The organism is Syntrophus sp. (in: bacteria), assembly GCF_040768185.1.
GTDB classification, from domain to species: domain Bacteria; phylum Desulfobacterota; class Syntrophia; order Syntrophales; family Syntrophaceae; genus Syntrophus; species Syntrophus buswellii.
Map to the genome: position 1 here is coordinate 19,400 of NZ_JAXGNC010000016.1, position 17,081 is coordinate 36,480.

The window sequence follows — 17,081 nt, forward strand, 5'->3', positions numbered from 1 at the left end:
ACCGCTTCCCTATTTGATGCAGACCCTTCGGACCTGTCGGAAGTCGGTGAGACCCTGGATTGCCTTCTGGATGCCATCCTGGAGCAGGGTCGTCATCCCTTCCGAGATGGCCGCATTTCTCAGCGATTCAATGTCGGCGTGCTTCTGGACCAGCCGTTTGATCGAATCGGAGCCGATCAGCAATTCATGAATGCCCATCCGCCCCTTGTAGCCCGTTCGGTCGCAGGCATCGCACCCCTTCGGACGATAGAGCATGAAATCATCCGTATAGGGGACATTGAGCCTGGCGAAATCTTCCAGCCCGTAACTCTCGGCCAGATCGTCGTATTCCCGGCGCGTGGGGTGGTAGGCCTCCTTGCATTTTTTGCATAGCGTCCGGACCAGGCGCTGAGCCAGGATGCCCAGCAGGGCATCGGCGAAGTTCAGCGGATCTATTCCCATGTCGAGCAGCCGGGTAATGGTTTCCGGGGCGCTGTTGGTGTGCAGGGTGCTGAAAACGAGGTGCCCGGTCAGGGAGGCTTCGACGCCCGTCTTGGCCGTTTCGAAATCCCTCATTTCCCCCACCATGATCACGTCCGGGTCGGCCCGGAGAAAGGCGCGCATGGCCGCCGCGAAATCAAAGCCTATCTTCGGCTGAACCTGGACCTGCCGCAGCCCGTACTGGGTGATTTCGACGGGATCTTCAGCCGTCCAGATCTTCCGCTCCGGGGTGTTGATGTGGTGAAGTGCCGCATGGAGCGTGGTGGTCTTTCCCGATCCCGTGGGGCCGACGACGAGGATCATGCCGTAGGGCTTCTCCAGGATCTTGAGCATTTCCTGGTAATTGCGCTCAAGCATCCCCATGGCTTCGAGGGGCATCGTTTCCCCCTTGGCGAGGATACGCATGACGACGTCTTCCACGCCGCCCTGCGTGGGGATGGTGGCCACGCGGAGTTCAATCTCTTCCCCGCTCGAATTCCGGAATTTTATTTTCCCGTCCTGGGGGATCCGCTTGACGGTGATGTCCAGGTTCGACATGATCTTGATCCGGGACACCAGCGCCGCACGGTAGCTGAAGGGAACGGTCTGATAGAGGCCGCAGTCGCCATCGATGCGGAAGCGGATCTGCACGTTTTTTTTGGTCACGTTCGGTTCGACATGAATATCGGAAGAGCGGCGGTTATAGGCGTCATTGATGATCTTGTTGACCAGCTGCATGATCACGCTGTCCGATTCGGAAACGACATCACCGTCTTCATCGGGGCTTTCTTCATCTTCGTCCAGCTTGCCGAGAAGCTCGGCAAAGGAGGACTCGCTGGAGGGGCTCTGGAAAAAATGGTTGATGTAGCGAATGATGTCTTCGGGAAGAGCGACGTCGTACTTTACAGCCTTGGTTTTCAGAAGGCTTTCGATCATGTCCCGCTTGATGATGTTGTTCGGGTCATCGACGATCACCTGGATGTTTCCGTCTATCTTGTTCAGGGGAACCCACAGTTCCCGAAGCAGGTATTCCCGCTTGAGATTTTTCAGCAGATCGCCGGGGATCGGGAATTTGTCATCGAACTTGATGAATTGGCAGCGATAGAATTCCTCCAGCGACTTCCCGATGTCCTCCTTGGAAATGCCGTATTTTTTCATGAGGAAGGATTCCATCGGTTCTTTCTGTTCCCGGGATTCCTCCAGAGCGCTGTCCAGCTCCTCTTCCTTCAGCAGGTCCCTGCTGATGAGATAATCGTAGCGGGTCTTCCGCCGCCGGGCATAGCGCTCCTGGTTGAAGAAGGCGACGCCGAGCACTTCGGCGATTTCCTGGACAAATCCCTCTTCCTCCTCGGAGAAGTTCCCCTTTCCCTTCTTGTTCAGGATCTGGATGACACCGGTGAGATTGCCGGTGTGGAAGATGGGGGCGCAGAGAATCTGCCGGGTGCGGAAGCCTGTCTTCTTGTCCCAGCTCATGTCGAAGCTCAGCTCGGGATCGATCCGCTTCAGCTCCGAAGCGTCGTAGGCATCGGCGATGTTGACGGTCTTCCCGTTGTTGGCCACATACCCGGAGATGCTTTTGTTGTTGATGGGCACCCGTATTTCCCGGATCTGGGCCCCGGCAAGCAGCAGGGAAAAGATCTGGTTCCTCAGGCGGTCGACGACGTAGATCGTAATGGAAAAGGCATCGAAGAGATTCAGGATGGCCTCTTTCAGGTCGACAAGGATCTGTTTTATATTCTGGGCGGCGTGAATCTGGTTGGTGATGTCCTGCATTTTTTTCCGCAGGAGAAGTTTTTTTTCGAGTTCGGAGATTTGTGAATTTTTTGTCAGGGCTTCCTGCATGATTTTATTCCCACCGTCAAGTCTTGAATCGCATCCGCATCCATGAAGATGGATCAATCCATCGGCTCAAAGCACATAGAATAATGCATAGATGTGATTAATTCCTGCTGTTCTTCTACCGGTCTCCTGCCTGTTCCCTGAAATCCGTTCCGACGGTTCTTCCCTTGACACTGTATTGAAAATACCTTAGATTGTGGCAACTTTTTCGTTACAGCGGGGTATTACCGGTTATGGCTACAAAAAAGCAGAAGCGTATCACAGAGCTCAAGAACAGGAAGAAGAAAAAGGGCACTCAGAAGCTGATTCTTGCAATAATTGGACTTGCCGTTGTCGGATTCCTGATTTTCTTTTTTGTGACGCTTTTTAATGTGATCTATCCGCCGATCGGAGGCCGGACGGATCAGAAGGGATCGAAAGAGAAGCAGTCGGTCGTTCTGTACTTTTCCGATGCCAATGAACGTTTTCTCGTGTCGGAAAAGCGGTTGATTCCTAAAATGGGATCCCCCGTTCAGCAGGCGGAGGAAATTGTAAGGGCCCTGCTGGATGGATCCAAAACCGGTAAGGTGAACACCTTCCCTCCGGAAGTGGCACTCAAGAGCGCAAAGATTGAAGCGAATTCCACAATCTTTGTCAGCTTCAGCAAAAATCTCGTCCAGGACCATCCGGGAGGGAGCGCCAGCGAAATGGCTACCGTGTATTCCCTGACCAATTCTCTCACGGCCAATATTCCTGAAATCAAGGCGGTAAAAATTCTGATCGAGGGCCAGGAAGTGGATTCGCTCAAAGGGCACATCAGCCTGAAGCAGCCCTTCAGCTTCAACAGGGAATACCTGGCGCAGGACGTAAAGGGTCAGTAACAGCTTGCCGTTCAAGCTGGGATAACTTCACGACAGAGACTGTTTTCAGAAATCCTTCCACCTGCCTGAAGGCGGGGCCGGATCCATGAAAAAATAATGGTGCTTCGATGCCTCCCACATCCAAACTTTCAAGAATTCGAAATATCGGGATTATCGCTCACATCGATGCCGGCAAGACAACGGTCAGCGAGCGGATCCTCTACTATACGGGGAAGTCATACAAGATCGGAGAGGTCCATGACGGAGAGGCCGTGATGGACTGGATGCCTCAGGAGCAGGAGCGGGGGATCACCATCACGTCGGCCGTGACAACGTGCAATTGGAAAAACTCCGAAATTCATATCATCGACACGCCGGGCCATGTGGATTTCACCATTGAAGTGGAGCGCAGCCTCCGCGTACTGGACGGGGCCGTCATCGTGTTCGATGCCGTGGCGGGTGTGGAGCCGCAGTCTGAAACCGTCTGGCACCAGGCCGACAAGTACGGTGTTCCCAAGATCGCCTTCGTGAACAAGATGGACCGGGTCGGTGCGGATTTCTTCCGGGTCATCGAGATGATGAAGGAGCGCTTCAGCGCCGTTCCCCTCCCCATCCAGATTCCCTGGGGTCAGGAAGAAAAGTTCCAGGGGATCGTGGACCTGATTTCAGAAAAGTGTGTCATCTGGGACGACAGCTCCAAGGGGGCGCATTACGAAGCGATCGAAATTCCCGGCGATCTGATGCCGGAAGTGGAGCTGCAGCGGGAACGAATGCTGGAATCGGTGGCGGAATTCGATGACGACATCGCGGAAAAGTACCTGGGAGGGGAGGAAATATCGCAAAAGGAGCTGCATGCGGCAATCCGCAAGGCCACCCTGGCCGTCAGGCTCGTTCCCGTCCTGTGCGGCACCGCTTTGAAAAATAAGGGCATCCAGCCGCTGCTCGATGCCGTGGTCGATTTTCTGCCTTCCCCGGAGGATGTCCCCCCCGTTTCGGGAATCCATCCGGTCACGAAGGAGGAATTGACGAGAATCAGCAGCACGAAGGAGCCGCTGGCCGCCCTGGCCTTCAAGGTGATGCAGGATGAAGGCCGGAAGCTGACCTATCTGCGGATTTATTCGGGGCAGATAAAAACGGGCGAGGAGCTTTACAACGCCAGCAAGAACAGGAAGGAAAAGGCCTCCCGGCTTCTCAAGATGCACGCCAACAAGCGTGAACGCCTGGAGCAGGCCGGGGCCGGGGACATCGTCTCGGTGATGGGGTTGAAGGAAACTGCGACCGGCGATACGATCTGCGACGAGGCGCATCCCATCCTGCTCGAATCCATGGAATTCTATGAGCCCGTCATTTCGCAGGCCATTGAAGCAAAGACACCCGCCGATCAGGAAAAATTGTCGCTGGCTTTGCAGAAACTGATGGATGAAGATCCGACGCTCCGGGTGAAATACGACGATGAAACGGCGCAAACGGTGATATCCGGGATGGGAGAGCTGCACCTGGATGTCATTATCGACCGGTTGAGCCGGGAGTTTCACACCCAGGTCAACGTGGGAAAACCCCGAGTGGTCTACCGGGAGACTATCAGGAAAAAAGTTGAAAGTGAGGGGCATTTCGAAAGAGAGCTGGGCGACAAGAAGCATTTCGGCCATGTCCGCCTGATCCTGGAGCCGCTGGAACGCGGAGCGGGCGTTGAAACGGACTGGATTCCCGAAACGGACGCACTGCCCGCGGAATATGTCCGGGCCACGGAAGAGGGGATATCGGAGGCGGTTCAAAGCGGCGTGATCGCCGGCTATCCTCTTGTGGACATTCGGGTGAGCGTTGCCGGGCTCACGATCAAGGAAGGCGAATCCTCGCCCATCGGTTATAAAATTGCAGCGGCTTCCGCATTGAGGGACGGATTCAACAAGGCCGATCCCCTGCTGCTCGAACCCGTCATGATGGTCAGTGTGATCACCCCGGCCGAGTTCATGGGGGAGGTGATCGGTGACATCAACGCCCGAAGAGGGGAGGTCCAGGAAATCACGCCCAAGGGAGCGATATCCGAAATTCGCGCCCGGGTTCCCTTGAAGGCCCTCTTCGGTTATTCCACGGACCTCCGCTCTGCGACCCAGGGCAGGGCGGTGTTCACGATGCAGTTCTTCGCCTACGATCAGGGCTAGCGCCGCCGGTTTTTCACATCCCGCCTTCCGTCATCCGTCATGAGAAATCAGCACCTCTGCCGGCACTTGTCCCCAGGGGAACCCCATCCCCCGGGCTGATTCCTGTACATCCCCCCGGGAAAACCGTCTTCCCGATCCAAAGAAAACCCAAGAAGGTCCCCGAAAAAAATGTCAGGGCGTTCCAATCGGCTTCCGCCTGGGATTGTCGTTCGGTCAGCCATCCACTAGGATCCCCCGGGGGCGGTCATGGTGGACGGCACGGGAGCCGGTCTGCCGGCGGAGGACCCCCCCAGGGGAAGTCGGGGTGAAAGTTTTTTGGAATTCTGATGGACATCATGATATCCTTTGGCGGTCAAAACGCATTGGAACGGATGCGCCGGGCGGTTTCAAGTCCATGTCATTCTTGAATCGAACAGGGGGAGGAATCATTGTCATGGTAACAACATCACGAAACGTGGATGTCCTGTTAACATCATCGATGCCTCTGGAGGATAAGGATAAACTGTTGAAGACCCTCCTGCGGATCACTTCCCTGCTCACCAATCCGTCGAGCGTCGGAGAAATCATGCAGAAGATTCTCGATGATGTCGTCGACGCCCTGGGATTTGACCAGGGGATTATTCGAACCTGCGACGATTCCCAGCAGTTCCTGAAGACGCGCGTTGTCAAGAATTACAAGGCGGAGGAAGCAAAGCGGGCCTTTGCCGCGGCCATCAATCTGGCAGATGACTGCGTCGCCTCCAAGGTCTATAAAACGGGAAAGGCGATGGTGATCGAGGATGTATCCACGGACCCGCGCATGACGGACACGGATCGCCTCCTGACCAGAATCAACGACCGGGGGTCCATCTTCTGCGCACCCCTGAAGATCGGCAACGAGGTCTTCGGGATTACGGCAACGTGGTGCCGCCAGAGAAAAAGCTTTTTCCCGGAGATGATGGACATGTTTCTGACCTTTGCCAACCAGATGAGCATCATCATCCACAATGCGCAGCTCTTCGAGAACAACGCCGAGAAGATCCACCAGCTGACCGTTCTGGGGAAGGCGGTATCGGAGATGAATTCCAGTTATGTGCTGGACAATCACATCCGGGAAGTCCTGACCACGGCCGCGATGGACATTGCCTCCGCCTCCAAGGCCATGTTTTATATCATCGACGACAAAAAGAACCGTTTCCTGATTCATGATGGGGATCAGGTGACCACCGAAGAGGAGCAGCTCCGGAATGCACGGATTGAACCGAGCATCATTCCCGAGGCCATCGCCTCCAATGCCATCATTGTCAAGCAGCCCCCCTTTGCCGAAGACGGCTTCATCCCGATATTCGACGGGTTCGATTCGGAACTGGCCATTCCGCTGCGTATCGGCGACAAGTTCCGGGGGGCGCTTTATCTTGCGAAGGAGAGGAACCGCTATACGGAGGATCAGGTCAATGTCCTGGACATCCTGGTAAAGAATGCCTGTACGGCCTATGACAACGCCATCATGCATTCCCTTTTGTCCCGGGAAGCAAGATCCCTGAAAACGGAGGTGGAGAAGCTCAAGGAGCGCGAGGATTCCCTGCTGGGCTTCGACAACATCATCGGGACATCCACCAAGATGGACGGCATCTTTCATGTGATCAAGGAAGTCGCCGGCCACAACACCCCGGTTCTGATCCAGGGGGAAAGCGGTACGGGAAAGGAGCTGATTGCCCGCGCCATTCACCGGCAGAGCAACCGAAACTCCAAGGCCTTTGTGGATGTCAATTGCGCCGCCATTCCCGGGACGCTTCTGGAAAGCGAACTTTTTGGGTACGAGGCGGGGGCCTTTACCGACGCCCGGAAGAAAAAGATCGGTCTGCTGGATTATGCCAACGGGGGCACGATGCTCCTCGATGAAATCGGAGACATGAGCTTTCCCCTGCAAGCCAAGTTTCTGCGCGTCCTGGAGGAGGGGCATCTCCGGCGCCTGGGCGGGACGGAGAACATCCCCCTGGATGTCCGCTTCGTTTTTTCCACCAACAGGGATCTCAGCAGGATGGTGAAGGAAGGCCTCTTCCGCGAGGATCTCTACTATCGGATCAGCGTTGTTCCCGTTGTCCTGCCGCCCTTGAGGGAGAGGGGGACGGATATCCTGCTGCTGGCCCATCACTATGTCGAGGAATTCAACAGGAAATTCCGGAAAAAGGTCAGGGGCTTCAGCAAAGAGGCGGAACAGATCCTCCTGGCCTATCGCTGGGCGGGCAATGTCCGGGAGTTGAAAAACATCATGGAGCGTGTCATGATTCTGCAGAATGTCGGTACGACCATCCTGCCTGAAAATCTTCCCGCGGAGATGCGGGCAACCGAAGAGGGGGGCGACTACCGGATTTCTCTGGATACGTTCCTTCCCGATCTGACCTCGGGAGGCATCGATTACACGACGATGACGGAAGAGATTACCAGGAACGTCAAGGGCAAAATCCTGGAAAAGGCTTTGGAACTGAGCCGCGGCAAAAAAACGGAGGCGGCCAGGCTCCTCAACATATCGCGTTACAAACTGATACGGGAGCAGAAGAAAAGCGGCCTTTCCTGAACCAAAAAGAGCCGTCTTTATCGGGTGTTGCTGCCGAGAAAGCAAAGGCCGGCTGGAATTCCAGCCGGCCTTTTTTTGAAAGCGATCCGCTCGAAACAGGGGAGCTTTTTCAATCCGGTTCAAACCGGATGGCCGGACCCCATTCCTTGACGGAAAAGGCGTTGAAGATGTTGTGCCCGTTATAGTCGAGCACCCTCAAATCGTCGGTCTGGTGGAGATCTTCCATGATGATGTCGAAAGTGCCGGTATATACGGATTTCACTCTTTCAACGGGAAGCTCGATGGCGACAAATTTGTTGATGCCTTTCGCTGCCAGCTTCTTGACAAAGGCCGGGTTGGTCAATGATTCATAAGTTGTCAGAATGAGAATGGGACCTGTGCCGCTGAAGATAATCGCTGACTTCATGGTTTTCCTCCTTTCTAAAGCTGAAAAAAGACAGAATGAACCTGAAACCCTCTTCGCCGGATTAGAATTTCCCGGCCTGGCATACGACCTCTGTTACCCCTCATCCTTTTATGGGGATTTCAACATATTTTAGAGGATAGTTGAGATCCTGTCAATTCATGATGTGGCAAAAATACCGGGTCATTTCTGAGGAAGGATTTTTCAGAGCCGGGTTCTCCGCCTATGCTATTCTCCGGCAAAAAAAGAGGGGGATGCGGCAGACCGCATCCCCCCTTTGTCAGCTTATGAAATGCCTTCGTAAATTAACCGTAGATCATGTGGTAGATGGCAATGATCGCCGGCAGGGTCACGAGAGAAACGACGGACATCAACTTGATGAGGATGTTCATCGCGGGACCTGACGTATCCTTGAAGGGGTCGCCGACGGTGTCGCCCACAACGCCCGCCTTGTGCGCGTCGGAGCCTTTGCCGCCGAAATTGCCCTGCTCGATGTATTTCTTCGCATTGTCCCAGGCGCCGCCGGCATTGGCCATGAGAAGGCCCAGGATCACGCCCGTCAGCGTGGCGCCGGCGAGGAAACCTCCCAGAGCCTCGGGCCCGATGAAGATGCCCACCAGGACGGGGCTGATGACAGCCGCAATTCCGGGAAGGATCATGCGCTTCAGGGCGGCGGTGGTGGCGATATCCACGCAGCTGTTCGTGTCGGGGGGCGTCGTTCCCGCCATGATGCCGGGAATCTCCCGGAACTGACGGCGGATTTCGTTGATCATGTCAAAGGCGGCCTCACCGACGGCCGTCATCGTCATGGCTGCCAGCAGGCAGGGGATCAAGGCGCCGAGGAACAAGCCGGTGATGACATGCGCCTCCGTCAGGTCGAGAGCGAAATTTTCAAAACCGGGGTAGGTCTTCATCGTCTGGCTGACGGCGGCGAACATGGCCAGGGCCGTAAGGGCCGCCGAACCGATGGCGAAGCCTTTGCCGATGGCGGCCGTGGTGTTGCCCACCGCGTCAAGGCCATCGGTGATTTCACGGACATGGGGCGGCATGTGGGCCTGTTCGGCGATGCCGCCGGCGTTATCGGAAATCGGCCCGTAGCTGTCCACGGACATGGTCATTCCAACGGTTCCCAGCATGCCGACGCCGGCGATGGCGATTCCGTAAAGACCGCAGGAAAGGTAGGACAGCCAGATCGCCATGGCGATGAAGAACACAGGGAGCGCCACGCTCTCGAGACCAACGGCAAACCCGCTGATGATCGTGGTGGCCGATCCGGTCTGTGAGGCTTCGGCGATTCGGCGGATCGGTTTGCGGGCCGTGTAGTATTCCGTGACGGCACCGATGAGCATCCCCGCGACAATTCCCATCAGAACGGCCCAGAAGGGTCCGAGGGGACCACGGATGCCCAGGCTCTGCAGATATTCGGGAGTCATGTCCGCCGTGATCGTCTTGACGACAAAGTAAGAGGAAGCGATGAAGAGGACCCCTGCGATATAGAGGCCGTTGCTCAGGGCGGACTGGGGGCTCATGTTCTTGAGCATATTGAACAGCCCGATGCCGATGACCGAGGAGGCCAAACCGACAATGATGAAGAGCATGGGCAGCATCATCCATTTCATCGCCATTCCTTCCACGCCCAGCCCCATCGTGGCGCCGATGGCGATGGCCGCGACGACGGATCCGACATAGGATTCAAAGAGGTCCGCACCCATTCCGGCGATGTCGCCGACGTTGTCGCCGACGTTGTCCGCCGTGACGCCCGGGTTTCTCGGGTCGTCCTCGGGAATTCCCGCCTCGACCTTACCGACCAGGTCGGAGCCCACATCGGCCGTCTTGGTGAAGATGCCGCCGCCGACACGGGCGAAGAGGGCGATGGAAGAGGCGCCCATGGCAAACCCGTTGATGACTCCAGGATCGGTTCCGGCGAAGAGCATGAAGAAGACGCCCAAACCGAGCAGACCGAGGGAGGCCACGGAAAGGCCCATGACGGACCCGCCGAAGAAGGCCACCGTCAGGGCTGTCGCCTGTCCGTGCGTCTTGGCCGCTTCCGCTGTCCTCGCATTGGAGAGGGTCGCCGCCTGCATGCCGAAGACACCCGCCATCAGGGAGCAGATGGCCCCGGCCAGGAAGGCCACGGAGGTCATCTTGTGATCCAGACCCATGTAGAGAAGGACGAATACGACGACGATAAATACGGAGATGATCTTATATTCCCTCTTGAGGAAGACCATGGCGCCCGCATGAATGCGCTCCATGATCTCCACCATGACCTTGTCTCCCGGCGGAAAGGACATGACGTATTTGTAAATAAAAAACGCCAGCACCAGTCCGAGGAGACCCCATAACCACGCGTAGTTGACTAAAAATTCCATAATCCCGTTTCTTATACCTCCTGACAAAAGTATTTATGATTTTTGCATCGCATCCGTTCGCTGGTGCCGAAAACAACGGACGCAACCAAATGAATCACCAGAATCTCTTAACAAGCCGTAAATACGGGCCTTAAGGGAAGTTCACCCGCCAATTCCTTTTTGCGGTGGGAGAATAGGTGAATTATAATGTTGTGTCAATGAAAAAGAATTCATTGGTGACAATAAGCCACAAAAAAAGGCGCTCCCGAATCCAGGGGATGAGGGAGCGCCTGCAGAATGATAAGGTGACGTGAAACTTAACCCTTTTCCGCGATCCTCATCCCGTAGAAGGATCGATAGACGAAAATCAGGGCGATGACGAAAAACACCGACGCCAATCCAAGCTTGAGGCCTTGGTTGGTCATTGTGACGGCGATTTCCGTGGCCAGAAGACCGAACAGGGTCGTGAATTTGATGACCGGGTTCAAGGAGACGGATGAGGTATCCTTGAAGGGATCGCCGACGGTGTCACCAACGACGCTGGCTTCATGCAGGGGGGTATTCTTTTCCGCCAGGTCGACTTCAACGATCTTCTTGGCGTTGTCCCAGCACCCACCGGCATTGGCCATGAAGATGGCCTGGTACAGACCGAAGAAGGCGATACCGATCAGATAACCGATGAAGAAGTAGGGATTAAAGAAGGAAAGCGCCAGGGCCATAAAGAAGATGACGATGAAGATGTTGACCATACCCTTCTGGGCATAAATCGTACAGATCTTCACGATTTCCTTGCTGTCCTTGATGTCGGCTTCCTCTTTGTCGAGATTGATGTTTTCTTTAATGAACACGACCGCGCGATAGGCGCCGGTCACGACGGCCTGGGTTGAGGCTCCGCAGAACCAGTAGATGACGGCGCCGCCCATGAGCAGGCCAAGGATGATTTCCGGCTGAACAAGGCTTAACTTGGCAATAGCGCCGCCGAAAAGGTTTTCAAGCAGGATGATGATGCCGAAGACCATGGTGGTGGCGCCGACGACGGCTGTACCGATCAGCACCGGCTTGGCTGTCGCCTTAAAGGTATTTCCGGCGCCGTCGCAGGATTCCAGAAAATGTTTTGCCAGGGCGAAATCCGGTTCCTTTCCATAAGCCTTTTTCACAACTTCCTTTGCATCTGGGCGCACTTCAATTCTGGAAAGCTCATAAATGGACTGGGCGTTATCCGATACCGGTCCGAAACTGTCAACGGCAATCGTTACAGGACCCATGCCCAGGAACCCGAAGGCCACCAGACCGAAGGCAAAGACAGGAGCGGCAAACTGGAAGGCTTCAGGCATGAGCGTCATAATGGATGCGCTCTGGGAGACCAGATAGGCAATCAGCATCAGGACCAGAATCGCCAAGCCTTCCCAGAAGGCGGAGAAGTTACCGGCTACCAGTCCGGAGAGGATGTTCAGCGAAGGACCACCCTGGCGGGAGGCATCGATAACCTCGGCACAGTGCCGGGAACTGGTGCTGGTGAACACCTTGGTCAGTTCCGGAATCAATGCACCGGCAATGGTGCCGCAACTGATGATAATGGAAAGTGCGAGCCAGAGCGAGATGCCGCCTACGGGCGGGACATCCGCCAGGAGGGCGTGGCTGGCAAAGAAGGTGATCGCGATGGAGACGATGGATGTAATCCAGACCAGGTTGGTCAGGGGATGCTCAAAGTCAAATTCTTTTTTGTCGCCAAAGAGCGAAGCACTGACGGCATTGTTCACAAAATAAGAAATGAGGGACGTGATGACCATCATGATACGCATGGCGAAGATCCAGATCACCAGCTTGCCGCCCATTTCCGGGTTTCCGGCCATGGCCAGGGCGAGGAAGGTGACCAGGGCAACACCGGTAACACCGTAGGTCTCAAATCCGTCTGCCGTGGGTCCGACACTGTCGCCGGCATTGTCGCCGGTACAGTCGGCGATAACGCCCGGATTCTTCGGATCGTCTTCGGGAAGATGAAAAATGATCTTCATGAGATCGGAGCCGATATCGGCGATCTTGGTGAAGATACCACCGCAGATTCTCAGGGCGCTTGCGCCGAGGGATTCACCGATGGCGAAGCCGATGAAGCAGGGGCCGATCAACGCCGGCGGAATATAGGCAAGGATGGCAAGCATGAAGAAGAGTTCGATGCTGACCAGCACAAGGCCGACACTCATTCCGGATCTCAGGCAGATGTCCACGATATTGAGGGGCTTTCCGCTGAGGGATGCAAAGGCCGCCCGGGAATTGGCAACGGTGTTGATCCGGATGCCGAACCAGGCCACGCCGTAGGAACCAAGGATACCCAGAATGGAAGCGGCGAGAATCATGGAAACATCACCCATGCCCTTGCCCTGGAGTCCAACAAAATAATAAAGAATGCAGGCAGCGATAAGAATCCAGAGAGCGGCCAGGAATTTTCCCTGCTGAATAACGTACGTTTTGCAGGTTTCCCAGATGGTGTTGGAGACGTCCAGCATGCTCTTGTGGGCGGGCAGGCTTTTGGTCTGTGTATACTGCATCAACCCGAAGGCCATTCCAATAATGCAGACAACAAGACCAACGTTAAGAATCGTTAATCCCCCCACAGGAGAGCCGAAAATATTGAAGACTACCGCGGTCAGATCCGGCAGCTCAATATCCGCTTCACCTGCGAAGGCCATCGGCGCCAATACGAATAGTATGGCGCTTATGATGAAAAAAGACAAAAAACCCAGTTTTCCCTTAAACATCATTAAACCTCCTGTATTAAGTCGTTGATAACCAAACCGTTGTAGCTGTTCATCGCCGCCTTGATCCCTGAGGAAATCACCTCAATGACCGCATCGGCCGCTGTTCTGATCATTTTGGGCAGATGACGCGATTCGATCTCGGTGAACGGCTGAAGAACATAGCGTTCAACCGCCGATCTCCGGGCCGGTTTTCCAATTCCCAGTCTGACCCGTTGGAATTCCGGTCCACCCAGGGAGTCATGAATGGATATCAACCCTTTGTGACCTCCCTGACCTCCCCCTGCCTTGAGTCGGATGGTACCGAAAGGCAGATCCAAATCATCATGTACGACAAGAACATCTTCAACGACAATCTTAAAAAAATCCGCCAGTTTCCTGACGGATTTCCCACTCAGATTCATGAACGTCTGGGGTTTGGCAAGCAAAACGCTTTGTCCTGCAATAATTCCCTTTCCCCATAAGGCATCAAACCCGAATTGCGAAATTCTGATTTCCTGATCTTCCGCCAGCTGATCCAGCACGAGAAATCCGAAATTGTGCCGGCTAAACCGGTATTGGTCGCCCGGGTTTCCAAGTCCAACAATCAGCTTCAAAACCACCTCACAGCGACGCAGTGTTCGAGAAGGGCCTCCTGCTCCAGGCAGGCAGCCTTACGAGGAAGCCTCTTCCGTCTGCTCCGACGCTTCCGGCCTGGCGGCATGGAGCGCCGTTATCGTGACCAGCGCGATATCCTCCGCGTCGACACACAGAATGCCTTCCGGCAGGCAGAGATCCTTCACGAGGATGGATTCGCCCACATCGAGGCCGGCAATGTCCAGCGAAATAAATTCCGGTAGGGCCGAAGGCAGGCAGGAGACCCGGACCTCTCTGCGGAGCTGCTGCAACTCTCCACCTTTTTCAATTCCCGCGGGCTGACCGACATAATGGAGAGGAACATCGAAGGTGATCTTGTGATCCATTCGGATTGCGTAAAAATCCGCATGAAAAACACTGTTCGTCAGAGGTTCAATCTGAATCTCCTTGATCAGAGAGGTTCTTTCCGCCTGTTTCCCCGCATCGTCGATAAGAAGTTTGATGAAGAGGTTGTCTTCATGGCCTTTTCTTACCTTCCTGAGATCGGAAGCGTTTACCGTCAACGACAGGGTCTCTGCTCCGGGACCGTATAAAACTGCAGGGATCAATCCTTTTCGCCGTAACCGCTTCGCCGATCCTGTGCCGGACTGCGCGCGTACGGTGGCTTTCAACTCAAGCGCTTCCATCTACTCCTCCTACTATATAAAAAGTGAACTTACGGAATCGTTATAATAAATTCTCCGAACGGCCTCGCTGAGCAGGCCGGCGACGGAGAGGACGCTGATCCGGCCGCATGCCTTCGCCCTTTCCTGCAGGGGAATGGTATCCGTAACAATGACTTCCCGGATTTCCGCACTTTCGATTCTGTCCATCGCCGGTCCGGAAAGGACGGGATGGGTGCAGCATACCGAAATTTCATTCGCCCCGGCGTGGCGAAGGGCCTTTGTCGCCTGGACGACGGTACCGGCCGTATCGATCATGTCATCAAGAATGACCACGTTCTTCCCTTCCACGGATCCCACGATATTCATCACCTGCGCTTCATTGGGGCCTTCCCTGCGCTTGTCGATGATGGCGATGCTGGCGTCCAGGCGGCGGGCAAAGGCCCGGACACGCTCGACGCCGCCGGCGTCGGGGGAAACGATCACCAGGTTGTTCGAGTAATGCTCCTTGAGGTAGGAAAGAAGAACGGGCAAGGCAAAGAGATTGTCGACGGGGATGTTGAAAAATCCCTGGATCTGCCCGGCGTGAAGATCGAGGGATAACACGCGGTTCGCTCCCGCCGTCGTAATCAGGTCCGCCACGAGCTTAGCCGATATGGGCGCTCGGGGGGCGACTTTGCGGTCCTGCCTGGCATATCCGTAATAGGGAATGACCGCCGTGATGCGGCCTGCCGAAGCCCTTTTCAGGGCGTCAATCATGATCAGCAGTTCCATCAACGTGACATTGACGGGGGTACAGGTAGACTGAATGATGAAAATGTCCATACCACGGACATTTTCATTGATCTCCACCCTTGTCTCTCCGTCACTGAAGGTGGTTACGTTGGCCTTACCCAGGGGAATCCCCAGGCGGTCGCAGATCTTGGCGGCCAGATCGGGGGTCGCGTTGCCTGTAAAAACCTTTATTCTTTCGAGCATGAAATACGTCCTGATGGAATAGTAATTGAGAACTGGCTGGGGCGGGAGGATTCGAACCTCCGTATGCAAGAACCAAAATCTTGTGTCTTACCGCTTGACGACGCCCCAACTGATGTTCGTTAAGCCCAGGTTGTCCGCCGCCTTTCGCCTTGCTCCCTTTGGATCGCCTCTGATCCGGATTCGGTAAAAGCCCCGCTGACGAATCGTCGTGATGAAAAGCCTTCAATCGACCGAGTGGCAGAGGAAAACAGACCACGAACTTGACTTTTTCAGCACGGATTTTGCTTTTTCTGCCTTGTCTTCAGAATCAAACAGGCCAAAAACCGTCGGTCCGCTGCCGGACATCAGAGAGCCTGCCGCACCGTTCAAAAGAAGCAGCTCCTTGATCTCCCCCAGGGACGGATGCATCTTCAAGGTCACGCGCTCAAGATCGTTGTGAAGCCCTGCAGCCACGTCTTCTCTGGTCAAAAACCGCGGAATGCTATAATGTATTGTTTCGTTTGTCAATCCTAAATTCAGGTTTTGATAAATGACCTTCGTCGAGACTTCGAAGCCGGGATTGACGAGGACAAACCAGAAGGAGGGGACGGCGCGCGCCGCCTCCAGGCGATCGCCGATGCCGAAGGCCCAGGCCGGTCCGGGGAAGAGGAAGAAGGGGACATCGGCTCCGAGGGTCGCCCCGAGTTCTCTCAATTCTTCGCTGCTGAAGTTGAACTGGAAGAGTTCGTTCAAGGCCAGGAGGGTGATGGCGGCGTTGGAGCTGCCGCCCCCGAGGCCCGCGGCCAGGGGGATGTTTTTGTGGAGGGTGATGGTGACTCCCGGCCGGAAGCCGGCTCGGGAGAAAATTGCTTTTGCGGCCCGGAAAACGATATTGTCTTCATTTTCGGGCAGAGGGACACCGGGGCATCGCAGGGAAATGCCCCGGTCCGAAGGAAAAAATTCCAGCTCGTCGTAGAGGCTGATTTTCTGCATCAATGTGGCCAGGTCGTGATATCCGTCCGGCCTTTTTCTCAATACCCGGAGGTGGAGATTCACCTTCGCCGGCGATAATCTTCTCATCATGATCAGGAAGTTTCTTTGACGTATCGCATTTTCAGTTCGAAGAGAATCTCGTCCAGCAGGGATTTTTCATGATCGTCAAGATTGCCCTTCGTCTTGTCCTTGAGCATGGACAGGATGTCGATGGTCTGTTTGGCGGCAGGAAGATTTTTCTGGGTTTCCCGCGAGACGGGATCGGGAAAATCACCGAAATGAAACATGACCGTTGTGCTCAGGGAGAGGATGAAGTTCAGAAACGTAATCTCGGGGAGGGACGAATAATCCTCTTCCTCGGGCTGACGGCCGGACGGCCCGGTTTTGGGTTCCCCTGAAGCCTTCGGGGGGGATTCCGGCTTCGGCTCTTCCTGTGCACGCTGCTCGCCGGATTCGCTGAACATCCGCTTATCCTTTACAACAAATGATTTTTCCTGCTTTTCTTCTTCCATAAACTCCTCCTGCGCAAA

Annotated in this window: 12 protein-coding genes and 1 tRNA gene; 3 read left to right on the forward strand and 10 right to left on the reverse strand. The window is 55.1% G+C overall.

Translation table 11 applies throughout. From position 1 onward, the window contains the following. Nucleotides 1–9: 9 nt before the first annotated feature. The gene (locus AB3175_RS12765) at nucleotides 10–2,301 is read right to left on the reverse strand and encodes an ATPase, T2SS/T4P/T4SS family (RefSeq protein ID WP_367361329.1); all 2,292 of its coding nucleotides are present in this window, start codon (nucleotides 2,299–2,301) and stop codon (nucleotides 10–12) included. Between the two features lie 230 nt (nucleotides 2,302–2,531). Between AB3175_RS12765 and AB3175_RS12770 the strand changes: the two genes are divergently transcribed. The 3 genes from AB3175_RS12770 (at nucleotide 2,532) to AB3175_RS12780 (ending at nucleotide 7,856) form a co-directional block, all read left to right on the forward strand. Next, a complete protein-coding gene (locus tag AB3175_RS12770) occupies nucleotides 2,532–3,158 on the forward strand; it encodes a GerMN domain-containing protein (RefSeq protein WP_367361330.1) in 627 nt (208 codons plus the stop codon). A gap of 107 nt (nucleotides 3,159–3,265) precedes the next feature. Next, complete coding sequence (gene fusA, locus AB3175_RS12775) at nucleotides 3,266–5,299, forward strand: elongation factor G (RefSeq protein WP_367361331.1); 2,034 nt, start codon at nucleotides 3,266–3,268, stop codon at nucleotides 5,297–5,299. Nucleotides 5,300–5,732: 433 nt separating this feature from the next. Further along, complete coding sequence (locus tag AB3175_RS12780) at nucleotides 5,733–7,856, forward strand: sigma 54-interacting transcriptional regulator (protein ID WP_367361332.1); 2,124 nt, start codon at nucleotides 5,733–5,735, stop codon at nucleotides 7,854–7,856. A 109-nt stretch (nucleotides 7,857–7,965) separates the two neighbouring features. Here AB3175_RS12780 and AB3175_RS12785 read toward each other — a convergent pair whose 3' ends face one another. The 9 genes from AB3175_RS12785 to AB3175_RS12825 all read right to left on the reverse strand — a co-directional run bounded on the left by AB3175_RS12785 (nucleotide 7,966) and on the right by AB3175_RS12825 (nucleotide 17,063). Beyond that, on the reverse strand, nucleotides 7,966–8,262 hold the full coding sequence (locus AB3175_RS12785) for a hypothetical protein (protein WP_367361333.1): 297 nt from the start codon (nucleotides 8,260–8,262) through the stop codon (nucleotides 7,966–7,968). Between the two features lie 302 nt (nucleotides 8,263–8,564). Then, nucleotides 8,565–10,631, reverse strand: a complete 2,067-nt coding sequence (locus AB3175_RS12790; protein ID WP_367361334.1) for a sodium-translocating pyrophosphatase — start codon at nucleotides 10,629–10,631, stop codon at nucleotides 8,565–8,567. 296 nt (nucleotides 10,632–10,927) lie between these two features. Continuing rightward, nucleotides 10,928–13,369: a sodium-translocating pyrophosphatase gene (locus AB3175_RS12795; protein ID WP_367361335.1), complete on the reverse strand. Its 2,442-nt coding sequence runs from the start codon at nucleotides 13,367–13,369 to the stop codon at nucleotides 10,928–10,930. Then, complete coding sequence (pth, locus tag AB3175_RS12800) at nucleotides 13,369–13,959, reverse strand: aminoacyl-tRNA hydrolase (RefSeq protein WP_367361336.1); 591 nt, start codon at nucleotides 13,957–13,959, stop codon at nucleotides 13,369–13,371. The genes AB3175_RS12795 and pth overlap by 1 nt, the downstream gene beginning before the upstream one ends. Nucleotides 13,960–14,016: 57 nt before the next feature. Next, nucleotides 14,017–14,625 carry a 50S ribosomal protein L25/general stress protein Ctc gene (locus tag AB3175_RS12805; RefSeq protein WP_367361337.1) on the reverse strand — a complete coding sequence of 203 codons (609 nt, stop codon included), beginning with the start codon at nucleotides 14,623–14,625 and terminating at the stop codon, nucleotides 14,017–14,019. A gap of 12 nt (nucleotides 14,626–14,637) precedes the next feature. Beyond that, entirely contained in the window at nucleotides 14,638–15,579 is a 942-nt protein-coding gene (locus tag AB3175_RS12810; RefSeq protein ID WP_367361338.1) for a ribose-phosphate pyrophosphokinase, read from the reverse strand. Between the two features lie 33 nt (nucleotides 15,580–15,612). Further along, a tRNA-Gln gene (locus AB3175_RS12815) sits at nucleotides 15,613–15,687 on the reverse strand. A 114-nt stretch (nucleotides 15,688–15,801) separates the two neighbouring features. Continuing rightward, nucleotides 15,802–16,638: a 4-(cytidine 5'-diphospho)-2-C-methyl-D-erythritol kinase gene (gene ispE, locus AB3175_RS12820; protein ID WP_367361358.1), complete on the reverse strand. Its 837-nt coding sequence runs from the start codon at nucleotides 16,636–16,638 to the stop codon at nucleotides 15,802–15,804. A gap of 5 nt (nucleotides 16,639–16,643) precedes the next feature. Further along, on the reverse strand, nucleotides 16,644–17,063 hold the full coding sequence (locus AB3175_RS12825) for a DUF1844 domain-containing protein (protein WP_367361339.1): 420 nt from the start codon (nucleotides 17,061–17,063) through the stop codon (nucleotides 16,644–16,646). Nucleotides 17,064–17,081 lie beyond the last annotated feature (18 nt).